This window comes from Actinoplanes sp. CA-051413 (assembly GCF_050955795.1).
Lineage (GTDB): Bacteria > Actinomycetota > Actinomycetes > Mycobacteriales > Micromonosporaceae > Actinoplanes.
The window spans coordinates 3,301,970-3,316,566 of record NZ_CP192100.1 but is presented as its reverse complement, the minus strand read 5'-3'; the positions used below and the strand labels follow the sequence as shown (position 1 = coordinate 3,316,566).

The 14,597-nt window shown below is 70.3% G+C and carries 19 protein-coding genes; 4 read left to right on the top strand and 15 right to left on the bottom strand.

Going from position 1 to position 14,597, the window contains the following annotated elements:
* Position 1: 1 nt before the first annotated feature.
* From ACQP2Y_RS15740 to ACQP2Y_RS15720, 5 genes are all read right to left on the bottom strand, one after another.
* Positions 2 to 796: a MarR family winged helix-turn-helix transcriptional regulator gene (locus ACQP2Y_RS15740; RefSeq protein ID WP_433728764.1), complete on the bottom strand. Its 795-nt coding sequence runs from the start codon at positions 794 to 796 to the stop codon at positions 2 to 4.
* Between the two features lie 133 nt (positions 797 to 929).
* Complete coding sequence (locus ACQP2Y_RS15735; RefSeq protein ID WP_433728762.1) at positions 930 to 1,850, bottom strand: hypothetical protein; 921 nt, start codon at positions 1,848 to 1,850, stop codon at positions 930 to 932.
* A gap of 151 nt (positions 1,851 to 2,001) precedes the next feature.
* Positions 2,002 to 2,463 (bottom strand): SRPBCC domain-containing protein, encoded by a 462-nt coding sequence (locus tag ACQP2Y_RS15730; RefSeq protein WP_433728760.1) that lies wholly within the window; start codon positions 2,461 to 2,463, stop codon positions 2,002 to 2,004.
* A 9-nt stretch (positions 2,464 to 2,472) separates the two neighbouring features.
* Entirely contained in the window at positions 2,473 to 3,117 is a 645-nt protein-coding gene (locus tag ACQP2Y_RS15725) for a dihydrofolate reductase family protein (RefSeq protein WP_433728758.1), read from the bottom strand.
* A 1-nt stretch (position 3,118) separates the two neighbouring features.
* A complete protein-coding gene (locus tag ACQP2Y_RS15720; RefSeq protein ID WP_433728756.1) occupies positions 3,119 to 3,457 on the bottom strand; it encodes an ArsR/SmtB family transcription factor in 339 nt (112 codons plus the stop codon).
* A gap of 94 nt (positions 3,458 to 3,551) precedes the next feature.
* Between ACQP2Y_RS15720 and ACQP2Y_RS15715 the strand changes: the two genes are divergently transcribed.
* Positions 3,552 to 4,013 (top strand): GNAT family N-acetyltransferase, encoded by a 462-nt coding sequence (locus ACQP2Y_RS15715; protein WP_433728754.1) that lies wholly within the window; start codon positions 3,552 to 3,554, stop codon positions 4,011 to 4,013.
* A gap of 4 nt (positions 4,014 to 4,017) precedes the next feature.
* On the opposite strand, the gene ACQP2Y_RS15710 is transcribed toward ACQP2Y_RS15715, so the two are convergent.
* Entirely contained in the window at positions 4,018 to 4,431 is a 414-nt protein-coding gene (locus tag ACQP2Y_RS15710; RefSeq protein WP_433728752.1) for a TrmH family RNA methyltransferase, read from the bottom strand.
* 276 nt (positions 4,432 to 4,707) lie between these two features.
* On the opposite strand from ACQP2Y_RS15710, the gene ACQP2Y_RS15705 reads away from it, so the two are divergent.
* The gene (locus tag ACQP2Y_RS15705) at positions 4,708 to 5,073 is read left to right on the top strand and encodes a hypothetical protein (protein WP_433728750.1); all 366 of its coding nucleotides are present in this window, start codon (positions 4,708 to 4,710) and stop codon (positions 5,071 to 5,073) included.
* Between the two features lie 157 nt (positions 5,074 to 5,230).
* Complete coding sequence (locus ACQP2Y_RS15700; RefSeq protein WP_433728748.1) at positions 5,231 to 6,457, top strand: Ig-like domain-containing protein; 1,227 nt, start codon at positions 5,231 to 5,233, stop codon at positions 6,455 to 6,457.
* Here the strand turns inward: ACQP2Y_RS15700 and mnhG are convergent.
* The 8 genes from mnhG to ACQP2Y_RS15660 form a co-directional block, all read right to left on the bottom strand.
* Entirely contained in the window at positions 6,454 to 6,834 is a 381-nt protein-coding gene (gene mnhG / locus ACQP2Y_RS15695) for a monovalent cation/H(+) antiporter subunit G (RefSeq protein WP_433728746.1), read from the bottom strand. The two genes, ACQP2Y_RS15700 and mnhG, sit on opposite strands and share 4 nt — an antisense overlap.
* On the bottom strand, positions 6,831 to 7,091 hold the full coding sequence (locus ACQP2Y_RS15690) for a monovalent cation/H+ antiporter complex subunit F (protein ID WP_360556738.1): 261 nt from the start codon (positions 7,089 to 7,091) through the stop codon (positions 6,831 to 6,833). The genes mnhG and ACQP2Y_RS15690 overlap by 4 nt, the downstream gene beginning before the upstream one ends.
* A complete protein-coding gene (locus ACQP2Y_RS15685; protein WP_433728744.1) occupies positions 7,088 to 7,681 on the bottom strand; it encodes a Na+/H+ antiporter subunit E in 594 nt (197 codons plus the stop codon). Before ACQP2Y_RS15685 ends, ACQP2Y_RS15690 begins: the two co-directional genes overlap by 4 nt.
* A complete protein-coding gene (locus ACQP2Y_RS15680; RefSeq protein ID WP_433728742.1) occupies positions 7,678 to 9,198 on the bottom strand; it encodes a Na+/H+ antiporter subunit D in 1,521 nt (506 codons plus the stop codon). Before ACQP2Y_RS15680 ends, ACQP2Y_RS15685 begins: the two co-directional genes overlap by 4 nt.
* The gene (locus ACQP2Y_RS15675; protein ID WP_433728740.1) at positions 9,195 to 9,605 is read right to left on the bottom strand and encodes a Na(+)/H(+) antiporter subunit C; all 411 of its coding nucleotides are present in this window, start codon (positions 9,603 to 9,605) and stop codon (positions 9,195 to 9,197) included. Before ACQP2Y_RS15675 ends, ACQP2Y_RS15680 begins: the two co-directional genes overlap by 4 nt.
* Positions 9,602 to 12,430 carry a Na+/H+ antiporter subunit A gene (locus ACQP2Y_RS15670; protein WP_433728738.1) on the bottom strand — a complete coding sequence of 943 codons (2,829 nt, stop codon included), beginning with the start codon at positions 12,428 to 12,430 and terminating at the stop codon, positions 9,602 to 9,604. Before ACQP2Y_RS15670 ends, ACQP2Y_RS15675 begins: the two co-directional genes overlap by 4 nt.
* A 77-nt stretch (positions 12,431 to 12,507) precedes the next feature.
* Entirely contained in the window at positions 12,508 to 12,990 is a 483-nt protein-coding gene (locus ACQP2Y_RS15665) for a cation:proton antiporter regulatory subunit (RefSeq protein ID WP_433728735.1), read from the bottom strand.
* A 107-nt stretch (positions 12,991 to 13,097) separates the two neighbouring features.
* Complete coding sequence (locus tag ACQP2Y_RS15660; protein WP_433728733.1) at positions 13,098 to 13,559, bottom strand: hypothetical protein; 462 nt, start codon at positions 13,557 to 13,559, stop codon at positions 13,098 to 13,100.
* Positions 13,560 to 13,649: 90 nt separating this feature from the next.
* Here ACQP2Y_RS15660 and ACQP2Y_RS15655 point away from each other — a divergent pair, with 90 nt between their 5' ends.
* A complete protein-coding gene (locus ACQP2Y_RS15655; protein ID WP_433728731.1) occupies positions 13,650 to 14,207 on the top strand; it encodes a MarR family winged helix-turn-helix transcriptional regulator in 558 nt (185 codons plus the stop codon).
* A 50-nt stretch (positions 14,208 to 14,257) separates the two neighbouring features.
* Here the strand turns inward: ACQP2Y_RS15655 and ACQP2Y_RS15650 are convergent, their stop codons facing one another.
* Positions 14,258 to 14,587, bottom strand: a complete 330-nt coding sequence (locus ACQP2Y_RS15650) for a TraR/DksA family transcriptional regulator (protein WP_433728729.1) — start codon at positions 14,585 to 14,587, stop codon at positions 14,258 to 14,260.
* Positions 14,588 to 14,597 lie beyond the last annotated feature (10 nt).

The following is a 14,597-nucleotide window of genomic DNA, read 5'->3' as shown; positions in this document are numbered from 1 at the left end:
CTCAGTTGTCGGCGGTCTGTAGGGCGGCGGCGATCGGTTCGAGTTCCGCGATCAGCTCGTCGAACTCGTCCGCACTCAGCACGTCGTACGCCGGCGCCGCCAGTTCGTCGGTGAGGGCCTCGATCCGCCCCCTGATCTCCCGGCCGGCGTCGGTGAACCCGCCGGCGGCATCCACGAGGCCACGGCCCCGCAGCCCGTCGACGACAGCGGTCAGCTGCGCCTTCGGCAGGTGGTGGATCCGGCCGAACTCCTGCGCCCTCATGCCGAGTGACAGAGCGAGCAGCACGTGCGCCTCGGTGCCGCCGATGCCGTGCGTGACCAGGGCGGCATTGTGGCCGTCCCCGCGGTGTTCGCGCAGCAGCGTCGCCGCGTGCCAGAGCCGGGCCACCGGCTCATCCGGCACCTTGAGTGCCTTGAGCCCGGCGTACAGCACCCGGCCCTCGGTCGGCGCGCTGACCGACGCCCGGGTGGCGAGGTCAGCGGCCCGCGCCAGACCTGGCGAGTCGGCCAGGTCCCCGATCAGCTGGCGCAGCGCGGCAGCGCTGCCCCGCTCGCGTACGGCGATCGCCTCCTGCGGGGTGACCTTTCCCCAGACCCATGGGATATGGCGGGCCACCTCACCGTCGGCGAAGTTGTAGAAGACCGCGTGCACCACCTCGGCCGGTGCCAACCCCAGCGGCGCCGCCCGGCCGGCGAAGTATCCGTCCCAGTAGTTGCGCATGCCCACGGCCAGGAACGCCTCGTTCGGCCCCTCCGAGAAGGTGACGGTGGCGATCGGCTCGACGAGCTCGAACATACGGTGAACCTTGACCTGTGGATGCAACATCGGCCGGCACCTCCCGTGGTCGTGACGACGCCCTGGTGGGCGGTGTTCACCGTAGCTACGAACGGCGCGGCCCGGATCCGACATCAATCAGCCAGGGTCAGCGTCATCGATCGGACGGGTCGGCTATCACCACGAACGTCGGCGGCTCGCCGTAGTTGTCGCGCTGCCGGGGCATGCCGGGCGGCAGCGCCGGCGCCACCGCGTGGAACACCGATTCCGCGGCTTTCATCCCGTAGTCGGCGAAGTCCTCCGTGGCCAGGAGCCAGAGCCCGCCCTCGGTGAGGGGTTCAACCTCGGCGAACGCGCCGGTCGCGGCCACCGCAGCGGCACCGCCGAGCTTCTCCGCGACCTCCTGCGAGGCGATCGTCAGCCAGGAGTAGCCGCGCAGCCGCTCCCGGGTCTGCGGAATTGCCAGTTGCGCGTCCCGCGCGAGCCCGGTGGACCATCTCTCCAGTGCGGTAGTGCCCTTGTCCCGCCAGTAGTCGATCTGTCCGAAGCTCGGGTTGAGCCGGTCCGCGGCCTGCCGGATCGCACCGAGCCACCGCTGCTGCTCGGCCCGTCCGGAGCCGGGGTCGGTGAACTGGTCGGCCACCACCTGGGCGTCCAGGACCAGCCAGCCGGGGGTGTTACGCACCGGCCACGCCTTGGCGACCATCAACCGACCGCCGAGGAACCCGTTCCCGGTGAAGCGGCCGATCCACACCGTCACGTTCTTCGGCAGGTCGGCCAACTCGCCCCGCAACCACTCCCAGCCCTCGTCAGAAAGGTGGCGACGTTCGGTGGTCGGGTAGCCGCCGCCGATCGAACGGTCGACCTCGATGAGGCCGTACAGCTTGCCCGGCTCGCCCTGCGGACCCTCCGCCAGCGGGTTGATCCGCGTGGCCGCCGGCAGGCCGGCCAGCTCGGCCCGCTCGGCGGGGGTCAGCGCCCGGGTCAGCGTGTCGAACCAGACGTACGCCGCGTCGCCGAGCGGGCCGCGGCTGGTGTCGACGTTCAGCTGCGCTTCAAGCCAGAGCTGCATCATTCGTGTCTCCCTACGTGTCGCCGGTGGAGCCCCGGAGATAGGCGGCGGCCTCGTGCAGGAACGCGCAGCGGCCGGACCATCGCTCCGCGGCGAGCGCGTCCAAGGCCACCGCAGCTCTGGCTGGTACGGAACCCCATCCCGACGCCAGGCGTCACCCCAGGTATCGGCCCAGAGCTTCGAGCAGGCCCCGGGTGCCTCTCTCGCGCTCGGGCCCGTCGGCCCAGAACTGGTCGAAGAACACGCCGTGCTCGACGTGCGTGAACCGGGTGCCGTCGTCGATCGAGTCGAACTCGAGCGACGCCAGCGACGTCGACATGTGGGTGCCGTCGAGCCACATGTCGTACGTCGTGACGATACGGACGTGCTCCACGATGTCGGTGTACGTGGCCTCGTACCGGGAAAGCGGTCCGTTGTGGAACTTGCCCTCGGCGACGTCGCGTCCGCCCAGGCGGAAGTCGAAGGCCCACTCGCGGGGCTCTATCGCATCGCCGGCGCCCCACCAGGACAGTTTCTGCTTCTCCTCGGCGAACGAGTCCCAGACGCGCGCGACGGGAACCGGGTAGTCACGGGTCAGGCTGAACCCGGAGCGGGCGAGCCGGCGTTCGATCGTCATCGGTGGGTCCTATCGCGCGAAGGTGACGTGGATCGTGCCGCTCTCGGCCACTTCCGTGGTCACTTTGTGGGTGGTCTCGAGGCCGCGCAGGTCGTCCCACAGCCGGGTGCCCCGGCCGAGCACGATCGGCGCGATCATGACATGCAGGTGGTCGACCAGGCCGGCGCGCAGGAAGTCGCGGGCGGTGCTCACCCCGCCGCCGACGCGTACGTCGAGACCGCCGGCCGCCTCGGTCGCCTCGGCGAGCACGTCCTCGATGGCCGCGCTGCGGAAGTGGAACGTGGTGCCACCCGCCATCGGGATCGACGGACGCGGTGCGGTGTGGGTCAGGACGTAGACCGGGGTGCCGTGCGGCGGCTCGTCACCCCACCAGCCCTTCCAGTCCGGGTCGTCGGGGAACGTGTGCAGCCCGAACATGGCCGCACCCATGATCTCGGCACCGATCCCCTCGGAGTGCGCGGCGCCGTACGCGTCGTCGACACCGGTCGTGCCGGCGCCGCTGGTGTCGCCGAAAACGCGCTCACGGAACGTCCGGGTTGCGGCCCAGGCCGCCGTGAGAGGCCCCCAGTCCTCCCCCATCGGATTGTCCGGGGCCTGGCCGGCCGAGGTGTAACCGTCGAGCGAGGCAAAAAGGTCGATACGAACACGGGTCATGTCAGGTTTCCTTCGGGTTGGTACGGGTCAGGTGAATGCCGAGCCGGTCGGCTTGCCGTTCCGCCGGGGTGCGCTGCTCGTCGAGCCACAGGTGCAGGACGTCGAGGGCGCCCGGTCGCAGGCTGACAGTGCGGACGCGTCCGTGCTTCTCCGAGGTGATCAGCCCCGCGTCCTCGAGAACGCGCAGGTGCTGCATGAGCGACGGCAAGGCCATCGAGAACGGGGCCGCGAGCTCGGAGACGACGGCCGGTGACTTGGCCAGCCGTTCCACGACGGCCCGGCGCGTCGGATCCGCAAGCGCGCGGAGCACGGCGTCGAGATCATCGTGATACTTAGGCACGCGCCTTACTATTGCCGATGAGCAGGACTCCGTCAACCGTCGGGGCCGGCCGATCGTTTCGCGGGACGGGGTGGCGGTGCTTCATGATGGGCGGGTGAGCAACCTGACCATCCGGCCCCTGACCATCCGAGCCCGGCGGTCCGAGGACCTCGACCAGTGTGTGGAAGTGCTGCGTGAGGTGCGCCTGGCCGACGGTTATCCGATGAAATGGCCGTCGGATCCCCGAGCCTGGCTGGACCAGCCGCAGCTCGACCAGGCCTGGGTCGCCCAGAGCTCACCCGGTGTCATCGACGGGCACGTCGCCGTACAGAACGGCCGGGAGGTCACGCGCCTGTTCGTGGCGCCCGCAGCCCGGCGCCTGAAGGTCGCCAGTGCCCTGCTGGACCACGTGAGCGTCTGGGCCGGCGGCCGGCTGATCCTCCACGTCGTCGACAAGCCGGACTCCCCCGCAGCCGCGTTCTCCGAGGCCACCGGATGGCGGTACACGCACACGACGACCGCAACCTGGAGCGGTCCGCGCGGAGAGGCGGTGCGGCTCCGGCACTACGTCCGATGAGTGGTCAGCTGAGTCCGGCGAGTTTGTACAGCACCAGGGAGCCGGCGACGGCGACGTTGAGGCTGTGGCCGGTTCCCACCATGGGGATCTCCACCGCGTAGTCGAGCAGGTCGAGGGCCTGAGGTGGGAGGCCGGTGGCCTCGTGACCGAGGACCATGACGGTCCGGCGGTCGGCGATGGGGACATCGGCCAGCCGGATCGCTTCGTCGGCCAGTTCCACGCCGACGATGCGCGAGCCGCCGGCCCGCTCGGCCGCCAGCCAGCCGGCCGGATCCCCGACCCGGTGCACGCAGGTGGGCCGGCGCAGCGTGTTGCCCCGCGCGAGGGCTTCATCAACCCATCGGTACGGCGGTACGGCCAGACAGGCACCCACCGCGTCGCAGGTGCGCAGAAGTGTGCCGAGGTTCGTCCCGTGCATCGGCCACAACGCCGCCGCGATCAGATGTCCCCAGCAGCGATGTTCACGGCGCCGGCGGGCGGCTCGAAGGTCCTTGCCGGACCGCACCCGGATCGCGGGGCTCACCGCTCCGGAGCGACCAGGCTCCTCGGATCAGCAGTCATCAGGTAGGGCACTTCGCGGCGCACCCAGGCCATCGTCGACAACAACGTCGCGGTGAGGTTAGCCGCGACGGGCCGAGCGGGCCACCGAGAATCAGGGATGCGGCCGCTTGGCGGCGCAGGAGACGATCACGGCATGACGAGAGAGTACGTCGGTTCCGTGCCCGACCCCGAGTGGCGGAAGCTGCTCACCGACGCCCTGGACCGCGCCGACGAGTTCCGGGCCCACATGCCTGATGGTGACGGACAGCTCAGTTACGGCCGGGCGGAGCTCATGGAACTGCCGGCGTCGCAGGTACGCCCATGGAGCGGCATGCGTGACGCCATCGAAATCGTCGGCCCCATGACGCCGGCCGCGAGGGCCCTGTTCCTACGGCTGGAGGTGTCTGTCGAGTCGTTCGACCCCGAACACAAGCTGTGGGACTACGAGCTCATGGCGAACGGAACGGTGCTGCTCTCGATCGGCGACTACCACGACCTGATGATCGATGTTCCCGAATGAGTAGTCACACCGTCGATCGATCCGGGCTACCGGCCGGGATCCAGATCTGTCAAGATGATCCTCTTTCGAAGACGGACGCAACGTTTCGGGCCCCGCTCCCGTCTAGGAGGGCAGGGCCCTGGATGGCGCCGGTCGGCTTCCCTCGAATGTGAGAGTAATGATTCAGCGACGCAAGGTGATCATCGGCGCGGTGGGCATGGCCGCGGTTGCCACGGCGGCCGGGTGTTCCTCGTCCGGCAAGGCGGACGACAACGCGGGCTGGGTTGAGCCGGCAGCGAACATCGAGCAGGCGGTCGCTACGCCCGTCAAGCTGACCGTGACGCCGGCGGACGGGGACGCCGATGTTCTTCCGGTGAAGCCAATCGTCGTCAGCGCCGCGGACGGCAAGCTCCAGTCGGTCGCCGTCACCGCCGGTAAGGCCAAGATCGACGGCAAGATGCAGGACGACGGGACCTGGCAGTCGAGCGAGGACCTCGCGTACGGCAAGAAGTACACGGTCACCGTCACCGCCGCCGACAGTGCCGGCAAGGCGACCACCGAGACCACCACCTTCACCACGTTGAAGCCGGAGAACGTCGCCCGGGTCACGTTCCAGGCCAACGGCATGCTCGCCCTCAAAGAGGGCAGAACGTACGGTGCCGGGCAGCCGGTGATCGTCGCGTTCAGCCGCGCCGTCAACAAGAAGGCGGCCGAGAAGGCCATCGAGATCACGACCCTGCCCGCGGTGAAGGGCAAGTTCTTCTGGAAAGACGACAAGACCGTGCACTGGCGGCCCGCGAAATACTGGGCCGCCGGGACGACCATCAAGGTCAGCGTCAACATGTACGGCGTGAAGCTCGGCAAGACGACCTACGGGGCGAAGAACGCGTCCACGAATTTCCGGATCGGCCGGCAGCTGATCGCCGTCAGTGACAACCGGACGCACCTGACCAAGGTCTACATCAACGGCAAGCTCGTCCGCACGATGAAGAGCAGCCTCGGCAAGGGCGGCGGCACGACCGGGGCGAACGGCGAGCGGATCAGCTACTGGACGGCGGGCGGTCCGCACGTCGTGCTGGGCAAGAAGCGCAAGCACACGATGAGCTCGGCCAGTTACGGCGTGACCGACCCCAAGGACCCGAACTACTACGTGTCGGAGAACATCGAGTTCTGCACCCGGATCAGCTACTCCGGCGAGTATCTGCACGCCGCGCCGTGGAACCGCTCGCTGGGCCGGGCCAACCTGTCGCACGGGTGCATCAACCTCACCACGGCCGACGCCAAGTGGGTCTACAACAACTTCCTCGTCGGCGACATCGTCGACGTCAAGAACACCCCGCGCGAGCTCCCGATCTGGAACGGCCTGGGCGACTGGACGGTCCCGTTCGACCGGTACGGCAGCTAGCGCTCCGGGGGCCGATGCCGCGGTTCCGGTCCCCCGTTCGTGCGGTCGTCGGCCAGCTCGTCGACCACCAGCAGGTCGGCCCGCACCTGCCCGGACCGGTAGACCGCCCGGCCGATCATGTGCGCGGCGACCGGTGCGGTGACGAGCTGGAAGACGCCGATCAGCACCAGGGTGGTGATGTCGATGGTGTTCTGCAGCCGTAACGCCGTACCGGCGAGGATGAGCAGCAGGCCCAGCACCTGGGGTTTGGTCGCCGCGTGCATGCGGGAGAGCAGGTCGGGAAAGCGCAGCAGGCCGACGCCGGCGGCCAGGCTGAGCAGGGCGCCGGAGATCAGGCAGGCGCCGGCGAGGATGTCCGCGATGGTCTGCACGGTCATCGCCGGCTCCGGGGGGAGAACCGGGCGACGCTGACCGAGCCGATGAAGCCCAGGATCGACAGGACGACGAGAATCGGCAGCGACGTCGCGTCGCGGGTGTAGGCGGCTTCGGCGGCGATCGCGCACACCACGATGGCGAGCAGCACGTCGACGGCGACGATGCGGTCCAGGGTGGTCGGTCCGCGGACGATACGCACCAGCACGAGGGACACCGCTGCGAACAGCAGCGCGGACACGGTGATACCGACGATGATCATGGATGGTGCTCCCTTCCGGCCGGGGCCGGGCCGTCGAGCAGGCTGATCTCGGCATCGGAGCCGATGGCCCGGACGATGCGCGCCTCGGTCTCGTAAACGCTGCGGCGGAACTTCTCGACGGCGGCGCGGTCGGAGACCCCGATGACATGGATGTACAGCGTCGTGGAGGCCTGGTCGGTGTCCACGATGAGGCTGCCGGGCACCAGCGAGACGGCCTCGCCGGTCAGGGTGAGGATCAGGTCCGACGGGACGCGCAGGGGCACCCGGATGATGGCGCTGCGGGGCTGGTGACCGAACCGGAACGCGAGCACGGCCAGTTGCCCGCTGGCGGCGACCAGGTCGGTGAGGAACCGCCCGGCGAAGCGCAGCAGGCCCAGCGGACGCGGACGCCCGGCGAAGGTCACCGGCGGCAGCGGGAAGACGGCGAGCACGACGGCCGAGACCAGGAGCCCGCTGATCAGGTTGGCCCAGGAGAAGACACCCCAGAGCAGCATCCATCCGGTGACCAGCACGGCCGTCGTCACGATGCGGTCACGCCATCGCGTACGGGCCGGCACCGGCCCGGCCGTCGCCGGCGCTGTCCGGCTCATGGTGACTCCTCTCCGAAGACGGCGCGGACGTACGGCTCACGGTCGCGCAGCTCCGCCGCCGCCCGGCTGGTGACGTCGAACAGGGGTCCGGAGACCACGGTGAGACCGGTGCCCAGCACGACGAGCGCCAGCGTCGCGCCGACCATCAGCCGCGGCAGCACCCGGCCGGTGACGGGGCTCGCCGCGGCTGGTTCCTGCTCGCGGGGCGTACGCCAGAAGGCCAGGTTCCAGACGCGGCCGATCGCGTAGAGGGTGAGCAGGCTGGTCACCACGCTGCCGCCGACCAGCAGCCAGGCCAGCACGCCGTCGGCGGCGACCCCGGCCTGCAGCAGCCCGAGCTTGCCGAGGAAGCCGGAGAAGGGCGGGATGCCGGCGAGGTTGAGGGCGGGCAGGAAGAACAGCACGCCGAGGACCGGGGCCAGCCGGGCGAGCCCGCCGAGCCGGTCCAGGGTCGTGGTGCCGCCCCGGCGTTCGATCAGCCCGGCGGCCAGGAACAGCGTGGTCTGGATGATGATGTGGTGCACGACGTAGAAGATGGCGCCGGACAGCCCGGCGTCCGTGGCCAGCCCGATCCCGAACAGCATGTATCCGATGTGGCTGACCAGGGTGAAGGACAGCAGCCGCTTGATGTCGGACTGCGCCACCGCGCCCAGGATGCCGACGATCATGGTGAGGAGCGCGGCCACCAGCACGATGCCGGAGGCCGGGCCGTCGGGGAACAGCAGCGTCTGGGTGCGGATGATCGCGTAGACGCCGACCTTGGTCAGCAGGCCGGCGAAGACCGCGGTGACCGGCGCGATGGCGGTCGGATAGCTGTCCGGCAGCCACGCCGACAGCGGGAAGACCGCGGCTTTGATCCCGAAGGCGAGCAGCAGCATGCTCTGCAGGCCCAGTTGCAGGCTGTCGGGCAGCGCGTCGAGCCGGCCGGCGAGCTGCGCGAGGTTCAGCGTGCCGGTGGCGGCATAGATGAGACCGATCGCGGTCAGGAAGATCAACGACGACAGGAGGCTGACCACCACATAGGTCGTGCCGTCGCGGATGCGGCTCTCGGTGGCACCGATGGTGATCAGCACGTAGCTGGCGGCGAGCAGGATCTCGAAGCCGACATAGAGGTTGAACAGGTCACCGGCCAGGAAGGCGTTGGTCACCCCGGCGGTGAGGATCAGGTACGCCGGGTGGTAGACCGACACCGGCGTAGCGTCGTCCCCGTCGGCCATGCCCTGACCGATGGAGTACACGAGCACGCAGAGGGTCACCGCGGCGGAGACCACGAGCATCAGTGCCGCGAGCCGGTCGGCGACGAGCACGATGCCCAGCGGGGCGGCCCAGCCACCGACGTTGACGACCAGTGGTCCCCCGCCCGCGGTGAGTGCCAGCAGTGCTACGGCAACGGCGAGGGTCGCGCTGAGGGCGAGCAGGCTCACCGACCGTTGCAGGTTCGGATGCCGCCGCAGCAGCAGCGTCACAGCCGCGCCGACCAGCGGTATGACCACCGGCAGCGGAACCAGCCAGGTCATCGTGGGGCCCCTTCGGCGGTGGGGACGTCTTCGTCCTCCAGGCCCTGGTCCCGTTCGGCCCGCTGCATGATCCGCCGGTCCTCGACGTCGTCCTGCACGTCGTCGTGACCGGTCAGCAGCCAGCTGCGGTAGGCCATGGCCAGCAGGAAGGCGGTCATGCCCAGCGTGATCACGATCGCGGTCAGGATCATCGCCTGGGTCAGCGGATCGCTCATCTCGCCCTCGGCGGTGAGGCCGACGATCGGCGGTCCGCCGTACGCGCCACCCAGCAGGATCAGCAGGTTCACCCCGTTGCCGAGCAGCGTGATGCCGAGGATGACCCGGGTCAGGTTGCGTTCCAGCAGCAGGGTGACGCCGGCGGCGAAGAGCACGCCGACGACGATCACCAACAGCAGGTTGGGACTCATACCAGTTCCTCCTCCGGCCGGGCCTCGGCCGCGACGCGCTCGGCCTGCTCGTGCCGGTCGATCTCGGCGCCGAGGCTGCGCAGAATGTTCAGGATCACGCCGATGACCACCAGATAGACACCGACGTCGAAGATCGACGAGGTGACGAAGTGGACGTGCCCGAGCACCGGAATGTGCCAGTCCAGCAGGGCGCTCTGCAGCACTTCGCCACCGAGGACCATGGCGGTCAGACCGGTGCCCAGCGCGATGAACAGGCCCGTGCCCATCACCGCGCCGGCGTCGACCGGCGCGGCCGCGTCCAGCTCGTGCCGGCCGCCGGCCAGGTAGCGCAGGACCAGTGCCAGCCCGACGACCAGACCGCCGGCGAAGCCGCCGCCCGGCGCGTTGTGCCCGGCGAACAGCAGGTAGACGGAGAACAGCACGATGGTGTGGAACACCAGGCGGGTGACCACCTCGAGGATCGGTGAGCGCAGGCCCGCGTCGAGCGTGTGGCCCGCCATCAGCCAGACCTGACCCCGGGGCGGGGTCGGCGGTGGTGGCCGCCGCGGGCGCAGGAGCCGCTGCGAGCCGCCGAAGACCAGACTGGCGACCCCGATGGCCGCGACCAGCAGGACGGAGATCTCCCCCATCGTGTCCCAGGCCCGGATGTCGACCAGGGTCACGTTGACCACGTTGCGTCCGCCGCCGTACGAGACCGCCGGTTCTCCGAAGGCGGTGGAGATCGCGGTGGCCTGACGGCCCGCGGTGGCGACGTAGGCCAGGCCCGAGACGACCGTGCCGACCGCGACCCCGATGGCCACCCGGATGCGCCGGCTCGCCACCAGGGGGCGTACCGAGAAGTGCCCGGGCAGGCGGCGCAGCACCAGCACGAACATCACCATCGTGCAGGTCTCGACCAGGAACTGGGTCAGGGCCAGGTCCGGCGCGCCGTGCAGGACGAACAGGATCGCGGTCGCGTACCCGGTCACGCCGACCAGGACCACCGCGGCCAGCCGCCGCCGGGCCCGGGTCGCGAACACGGCCGCGACGACCAGCACGACCGCCGGGACGAGCTGCAGCGGGTTGTCCCACAGGTGGAACCGGCCGGGCCAGGGCCGGCCCGCCACCAGGGCACCGCCGCCCAGCCCGACGAGCACGAGCAGGATGGTGCCCAGATAGACCGGTAGCGAGCCGCGCTGAGTGGCCCCGGTGACCTCGACCGCGAGCCGGCCCAGCCCGTCGGCCGACCGTTCGTAGCCGGTGACTCCGTCCACCGGCAGCCGCAGCCGCCGCCACCACCGGGTCCGCAGAGTCAGCCCGAACACGGCCGCACCGCCGGCCAGCACCAGCGCGGACAGGGCCAGCGCCGGCGTCAGACCGTGCCATACGGCCAGGTGGTAGCCGCCCTCATCGGGATAGAGGTCGGCATAACCGGCCAGCAGGCCGTCCAGCGGCGCGGCGCCCAGCCCGGCCACGAGGCCGGCGGCCGCCAGCAGCGCCGCCGGTGCGAGAAAGGCCCAGGACACCCGATGGACCGGGCGGGGAGCCACTGCCGGCTTGTCGAAGAAGGCACCCCAGAGAAAACGCAACGTGTACGCGACGGTCAGCGCGGATCCGCTGACCACGCCGGCCAGCACGAGCTGTTCCCACCAGCCACCGTGGAGGAACGCCTCGAGGATGGCTTCCTTGCCGACGAAACCGGCCAGCGGCGGCACGCCGGCCATCGAGGCCGCGGCCAGGACGGCGACCACCCAGAGCGCCGGGGCCGAACGCCGCAGGCCGCTGAGCTCGCGCAGGTCGCGGGTGCCCGTGGCGTGGTCGACGATGCCCACCACGAAGAAGAGGGCTGCTTTGAACATCGCGTGCGCCAGCAGCATCATGGCCCCGGCCAGGGCCGCGTCCCGGAAGCCGGCCCCGAGGACGACGACCAGCAGACCGAGCTGGCTGACGGTGCCGTACGCGAGCAGCAGTTTCAGGTCGTGCTGACGCAGCGCCGTCCATCCGCCGAACAGCATGGTGACGGTGCCGGCGATCAGCACTGCCGGACGCCAGGACGCGGCGTCGGCGAGCGCCGGGCCGAGCAGGGCCACCAGGAACACGCCGGCCTTGACCATCGCCGCCGCGTGCAGATAGGCGCTGACCGGCGTGGGTGCGGCCATCGCGGCGGGCAGCCAGAAGCTGAACGGGAAGATCGCCGACTTGGAGAGGGCGCCGAGCAGCAGCAGGATCACCGCGACCGCGAGGTAGCCGCCGTCCGGCAGTGCGCCCACCACCTGCGACCAGCGGTAGGTGCCGGCGTGCTCGCCGAGCATGATGATGCCCACCAGCATCGCCAGCCCGCCCAGCGTGGTGACGATCAGCGCCTGGAGGGCGGCCCGCCGGGCGGACCGGCTGCTCGGGTCGTGCCCGATCAGCAGGTAGGAGAAGACCGTGGTCAGCTCCCAGAAGACGTACAGCACGATCAGGTTGTCGGAGACGATCAGGCCGAGCATCGCACCGGCGAATCCGACGAAGACCCCGGCGAAGCGGGCCAGCCCCGGCTCAGCGGCGGTGAAGTAGCGGGCACAGTAGACCAGGGCGAGCGCGCCCACGCCGCCGACGAGCAGCACCATCAGCCAGGACAGCGTGGTCATCCGGAAGGCCAGCTCGATGCCGAGCTGCCCGACCCACGGGTACACCTCGGCGACCGCACCTCCTTCGCGCATCCCGGCGGTGTGGGTCAGCGCCCAGCCCAGCCCGGCGGCCGGCACGAGGGCCAGGAGGTAGAACGCGCGCAGCCCCAGCCACCGCACCAAAGGCGGCGCGAGCATCGCCGCGATGAGGTGAACCGTCAGCAGTACGAGCATGCGTCGTCCCTCCTCCACCCGCGGTCTCGCGGATGGCGCGTACGCGTCCATCGGTCCGGTGCCCACCGGGCGGCGGGTCAGCCGTTGATCAGCAGTTCCCGCAGTGCGGCCGTGGCCGCGTCGTCGCCGACGGCCACGACGCCGTCGTCCGGCCGGAACTCGAAATCAGGCCGGGGTGAAGGAATCACCCGGCCGTCGCGGACCACCGCCACGACGGAAGCGCCGGTGCGGGTACGGGCGCGGGTGTCGCCCAGGCTGCGCCCGCAGTACGGCGAACCCGCCGCGACCGGGATGCGCACGGCTTCCACGCCGTCGAGCCCGCGGGCCAGGGCAGTCACCTGGTCCACAAAGACCGGGAGGTCGAGCAGATGGGCGACTGTCCGGGCCTCGCTCTGGTCCAGCGCCACACTGTGCAGCACGCGTTCGGGGTCCTGCGGGTCGTAGGAGATCAGGTCCCGCCGGCCGCTCAGGTGAGCCACCACGCCGATGTGTTGCCCCTCGGCTGTGGCGAGCGAGTACGCCACGCCCGTCCCGGGCAGTGCGGTTCTCTGCAGCTCCATGAGTCGCCTCCAGGATGAACATGTCGTCTCGGGTCCTGCGGTGTCAACCGCCGCCGCACGCCCAGCCTCCCCTGCGGTGCGGTCGGCGGACCTGGCGTCGCGATGGCTCAGGCCGGGTCGACCTCGACGGCGAATCGCTGCACCCGGATCACGCTCGTGCCCGCGTGGTCAGTCCGTTTGTCGACGGCCCAGTGGGTCAGCAACCCGGTGAGGCCGCCGAGGAAGGCGCCGATCAGCAGGCCGCCCAGCAGCACGCTCAGCCAGGCCGGCCCGGCGATGAACAATCCGAGCACCAGCCCGGTGAGCATGCCCAGCCAGGCGCCGAGGCCGGCACCGAGCAGCGCCGCCCGGGTCTTGTGGCGGCCGGCCTTGTCGGGACCGGTCTTGTCGGGGCGGGCGGTCGCCGGCTCGGCGCGCAGACCGGTCCCGACGACACGGACCCGTTGGACCGGGAACCCTGCCTCGGACAGCCGGCCCGCCATGCGCTCGGCTTCGCGAAAACTGCCGAACTCCTGGACGGACTCTCCGGCCGGATACGTGCTGCGGATCAGGACTGCCGTGGTGACCACGACTGCTCGCCACCCTCCGATAGTTGGTATGGCCCAACCATATCGCACATAGTTGGTTTGGGCAAACCAACTAGTGGTAACCTCCGGCACGTGCTCCCAGACGACACCCGACCCGCCGAACGGGTTCAGGACGCGTTCACGACCCTGCTGTGGTGGGCCCATCGCGGCGACGTCCGCCGGTCGCTGCTCGGCGCCGCGGCGCAGACCCTGTCCACCAACGACATCACGCTGCTGCGGATGATCGTGAGGCACGGCCCGGTCCGCGTCTCGGATCTCGCCTCGTGGCACGGCGTCGACAAGTCGACGGTCACCCCCCAGGTGCACCGTCTCGAAGAGCGCGGCGTCGTCACCCGCCACAGCGACCCGGGCGACCGGCGAGCGGTCCTGCTCACCGCGACCGACGAGGGCCGGCTGCGGCTGCAGGCGATCGACCGGGCCGGCGTGCGCCTGTTCGAGAACGCGCTCGACGGCTGGTCCGACACCGATCGGGGCACCTTGGCCGCCCTCATGCAACGGCTGGCCGACGAGCTCGCCCAAGTGCCGCAGGACAGATCGCCGAGGCGCGGACCTGGCGACGAGCTCGCCCAGGTGCCGCAGGACAGATCGTCGAGGCGCGGACCTGGGACCGCGCCGGCCACTGCCGTGTGATGGATCGCGGTTGCCGTGCCGCCGAGGCGGCACGGCAACCGCCGCCTAGGTCATCCGTTGGTCCTCTCCTGGCACGGCACGCAGAAGCGGGCGTGCGGGAGCACCTCAAGGCGTTCCACGGGGATGGTGCGGTCACACTTCTGGCAGACGCCGTAGGTGCCCTCGGCGATGCGGTGCAGGGCGCCGGTGATCTGCTCGATGGTGCGCCGGGTGGCGACCAGCAGTTCGGCCCGGTTGTGGGCCTCGCCGGGGTCCCCGGTGTCGGCGTTGATCTCGGTCAGTTCTCGCAGCCGGGCGGTCTGGGTGGCGAAGTCGGCCGACAGGGATGCGCGCAGGTCGGCGAGCCAACTGTGGTCAACGGTCCGGTGGTCGATGCTCATGGGAATGCCT

Excerpts from the sequence above, each read along its gene's own strand:
- ACQP2Y_RS15730 (WP_433728760.1), bottom strand. The coding sequence starts at position 2,463 with ATGACGATCGAACGCCGGCTCGCCCGCTCCGGGTTCAGCCTGACCCGT.
- ACQP2Y_RS15725 (WP_433728758.1), bottom strand. The coding sequence starts at position 3,117 with ATGACCCGTGTTCGTATCGACCTTTTTGCCTCGCTCGACGGTTACACC.
- ACQP2Y_RS15685 (WP_433728744.1), bottom strand. The coding sequence starts at position 7,681 with ATGAGCCGGACAGCGCCGGCGACGGCCGGGCCGGTGCCGGCCCGTACG.
- ACQP2Y_RS15710 (WP_433728752.1), bottom strand. The coding sequence starts at position 4,431 with ATGCACGGGACGAACCTCGGCACACTTCTGCGCACCTGCGACGCGGTG.
- ACQP2Y_RS15650 (WP_433728729.1), bottom strand. The coding sequence starts at position 14,587 with ATGAGCATCGACCACCGGACCGTTGACCACAGTTGGCTCGCCGACCTG.
- ACQP2Y_RS15700 (WP_433728748.1), top strand. The coding sequence starts at position 5,231 with ATGATTCAGCGACGCAAGGTGATCATCGGCGCGGTGGGCATGGCCGCG.
- ACQP2Y_RS15735 (WP_433728762.1), bottom strand. The coding sequence starts at position 1,850 with ATGATGCAGCTCTGGCTTGAAGCGCAGCTGAACGTCGACACCAGCCGC.
- ACQP2Y_RS15675 (WP_433728740.1), bottom strand. The coding sequence starts at position 9,605 with ATGAGTCCCAACCTGCTGTTGGTGATCGTCGTCGGCGTGCTCTTCGCC.
- ACQP2Y_RS15665 (WP_433728735.1), bottom strand. The coding sequence starts at position 12,990 with ATGGAGCTGCAGAGAACCGCACTGCCCGGGACGGGCGTGGCGTACTCG.
- ACQP2Y_RS15680 (WP_433728742.1), bottom strand. The coding sequence starts at position 9,198 with ATGACCTGGCTGGTTCCGCTGCCGGTGGTCATACCGCTGGTCGGCGCG.
- mnhG (WP_433728746.1), bottom strand. The coding sequence starts at position 6,834 with ATGACCGTGCAGACCATCGCGGACATCCTCGCCGGCGCCTGCCTGATC.
- ACQP2Y_RS15690 (WP_360556738.1), bottom strand. The coding sequence starts at position 7,091 with ATGATCATCGTCGGTATCACCGTGTCCGCGCTGCTGTTCGCAGCGGTG.
- ACQP2Y_RS15740 (WP_433728764.1), bottom strand. The coding sequence starts at position 796 with ATGTTCGAGCTCGTCGAGCCGATCGCCACCGTCACCTTCTCGGAGGGG.
- ACQP2Y_RS15705 (WP_433728750.1), top strand. The coding sequence starts at position 4,708 with ATGACGAGAGAGTACGTCGGTTCCGTGCCCGACCCCGAGTGGCGGAAG.
- ACQP2Y_RS15670 (WP_433728738.1), bottom strand. The coding sequence starts at position 12,430 with ATGCTCGTACTGCTGACGGTTCACCTCATCGCGGCGATGCTCGCGCCG.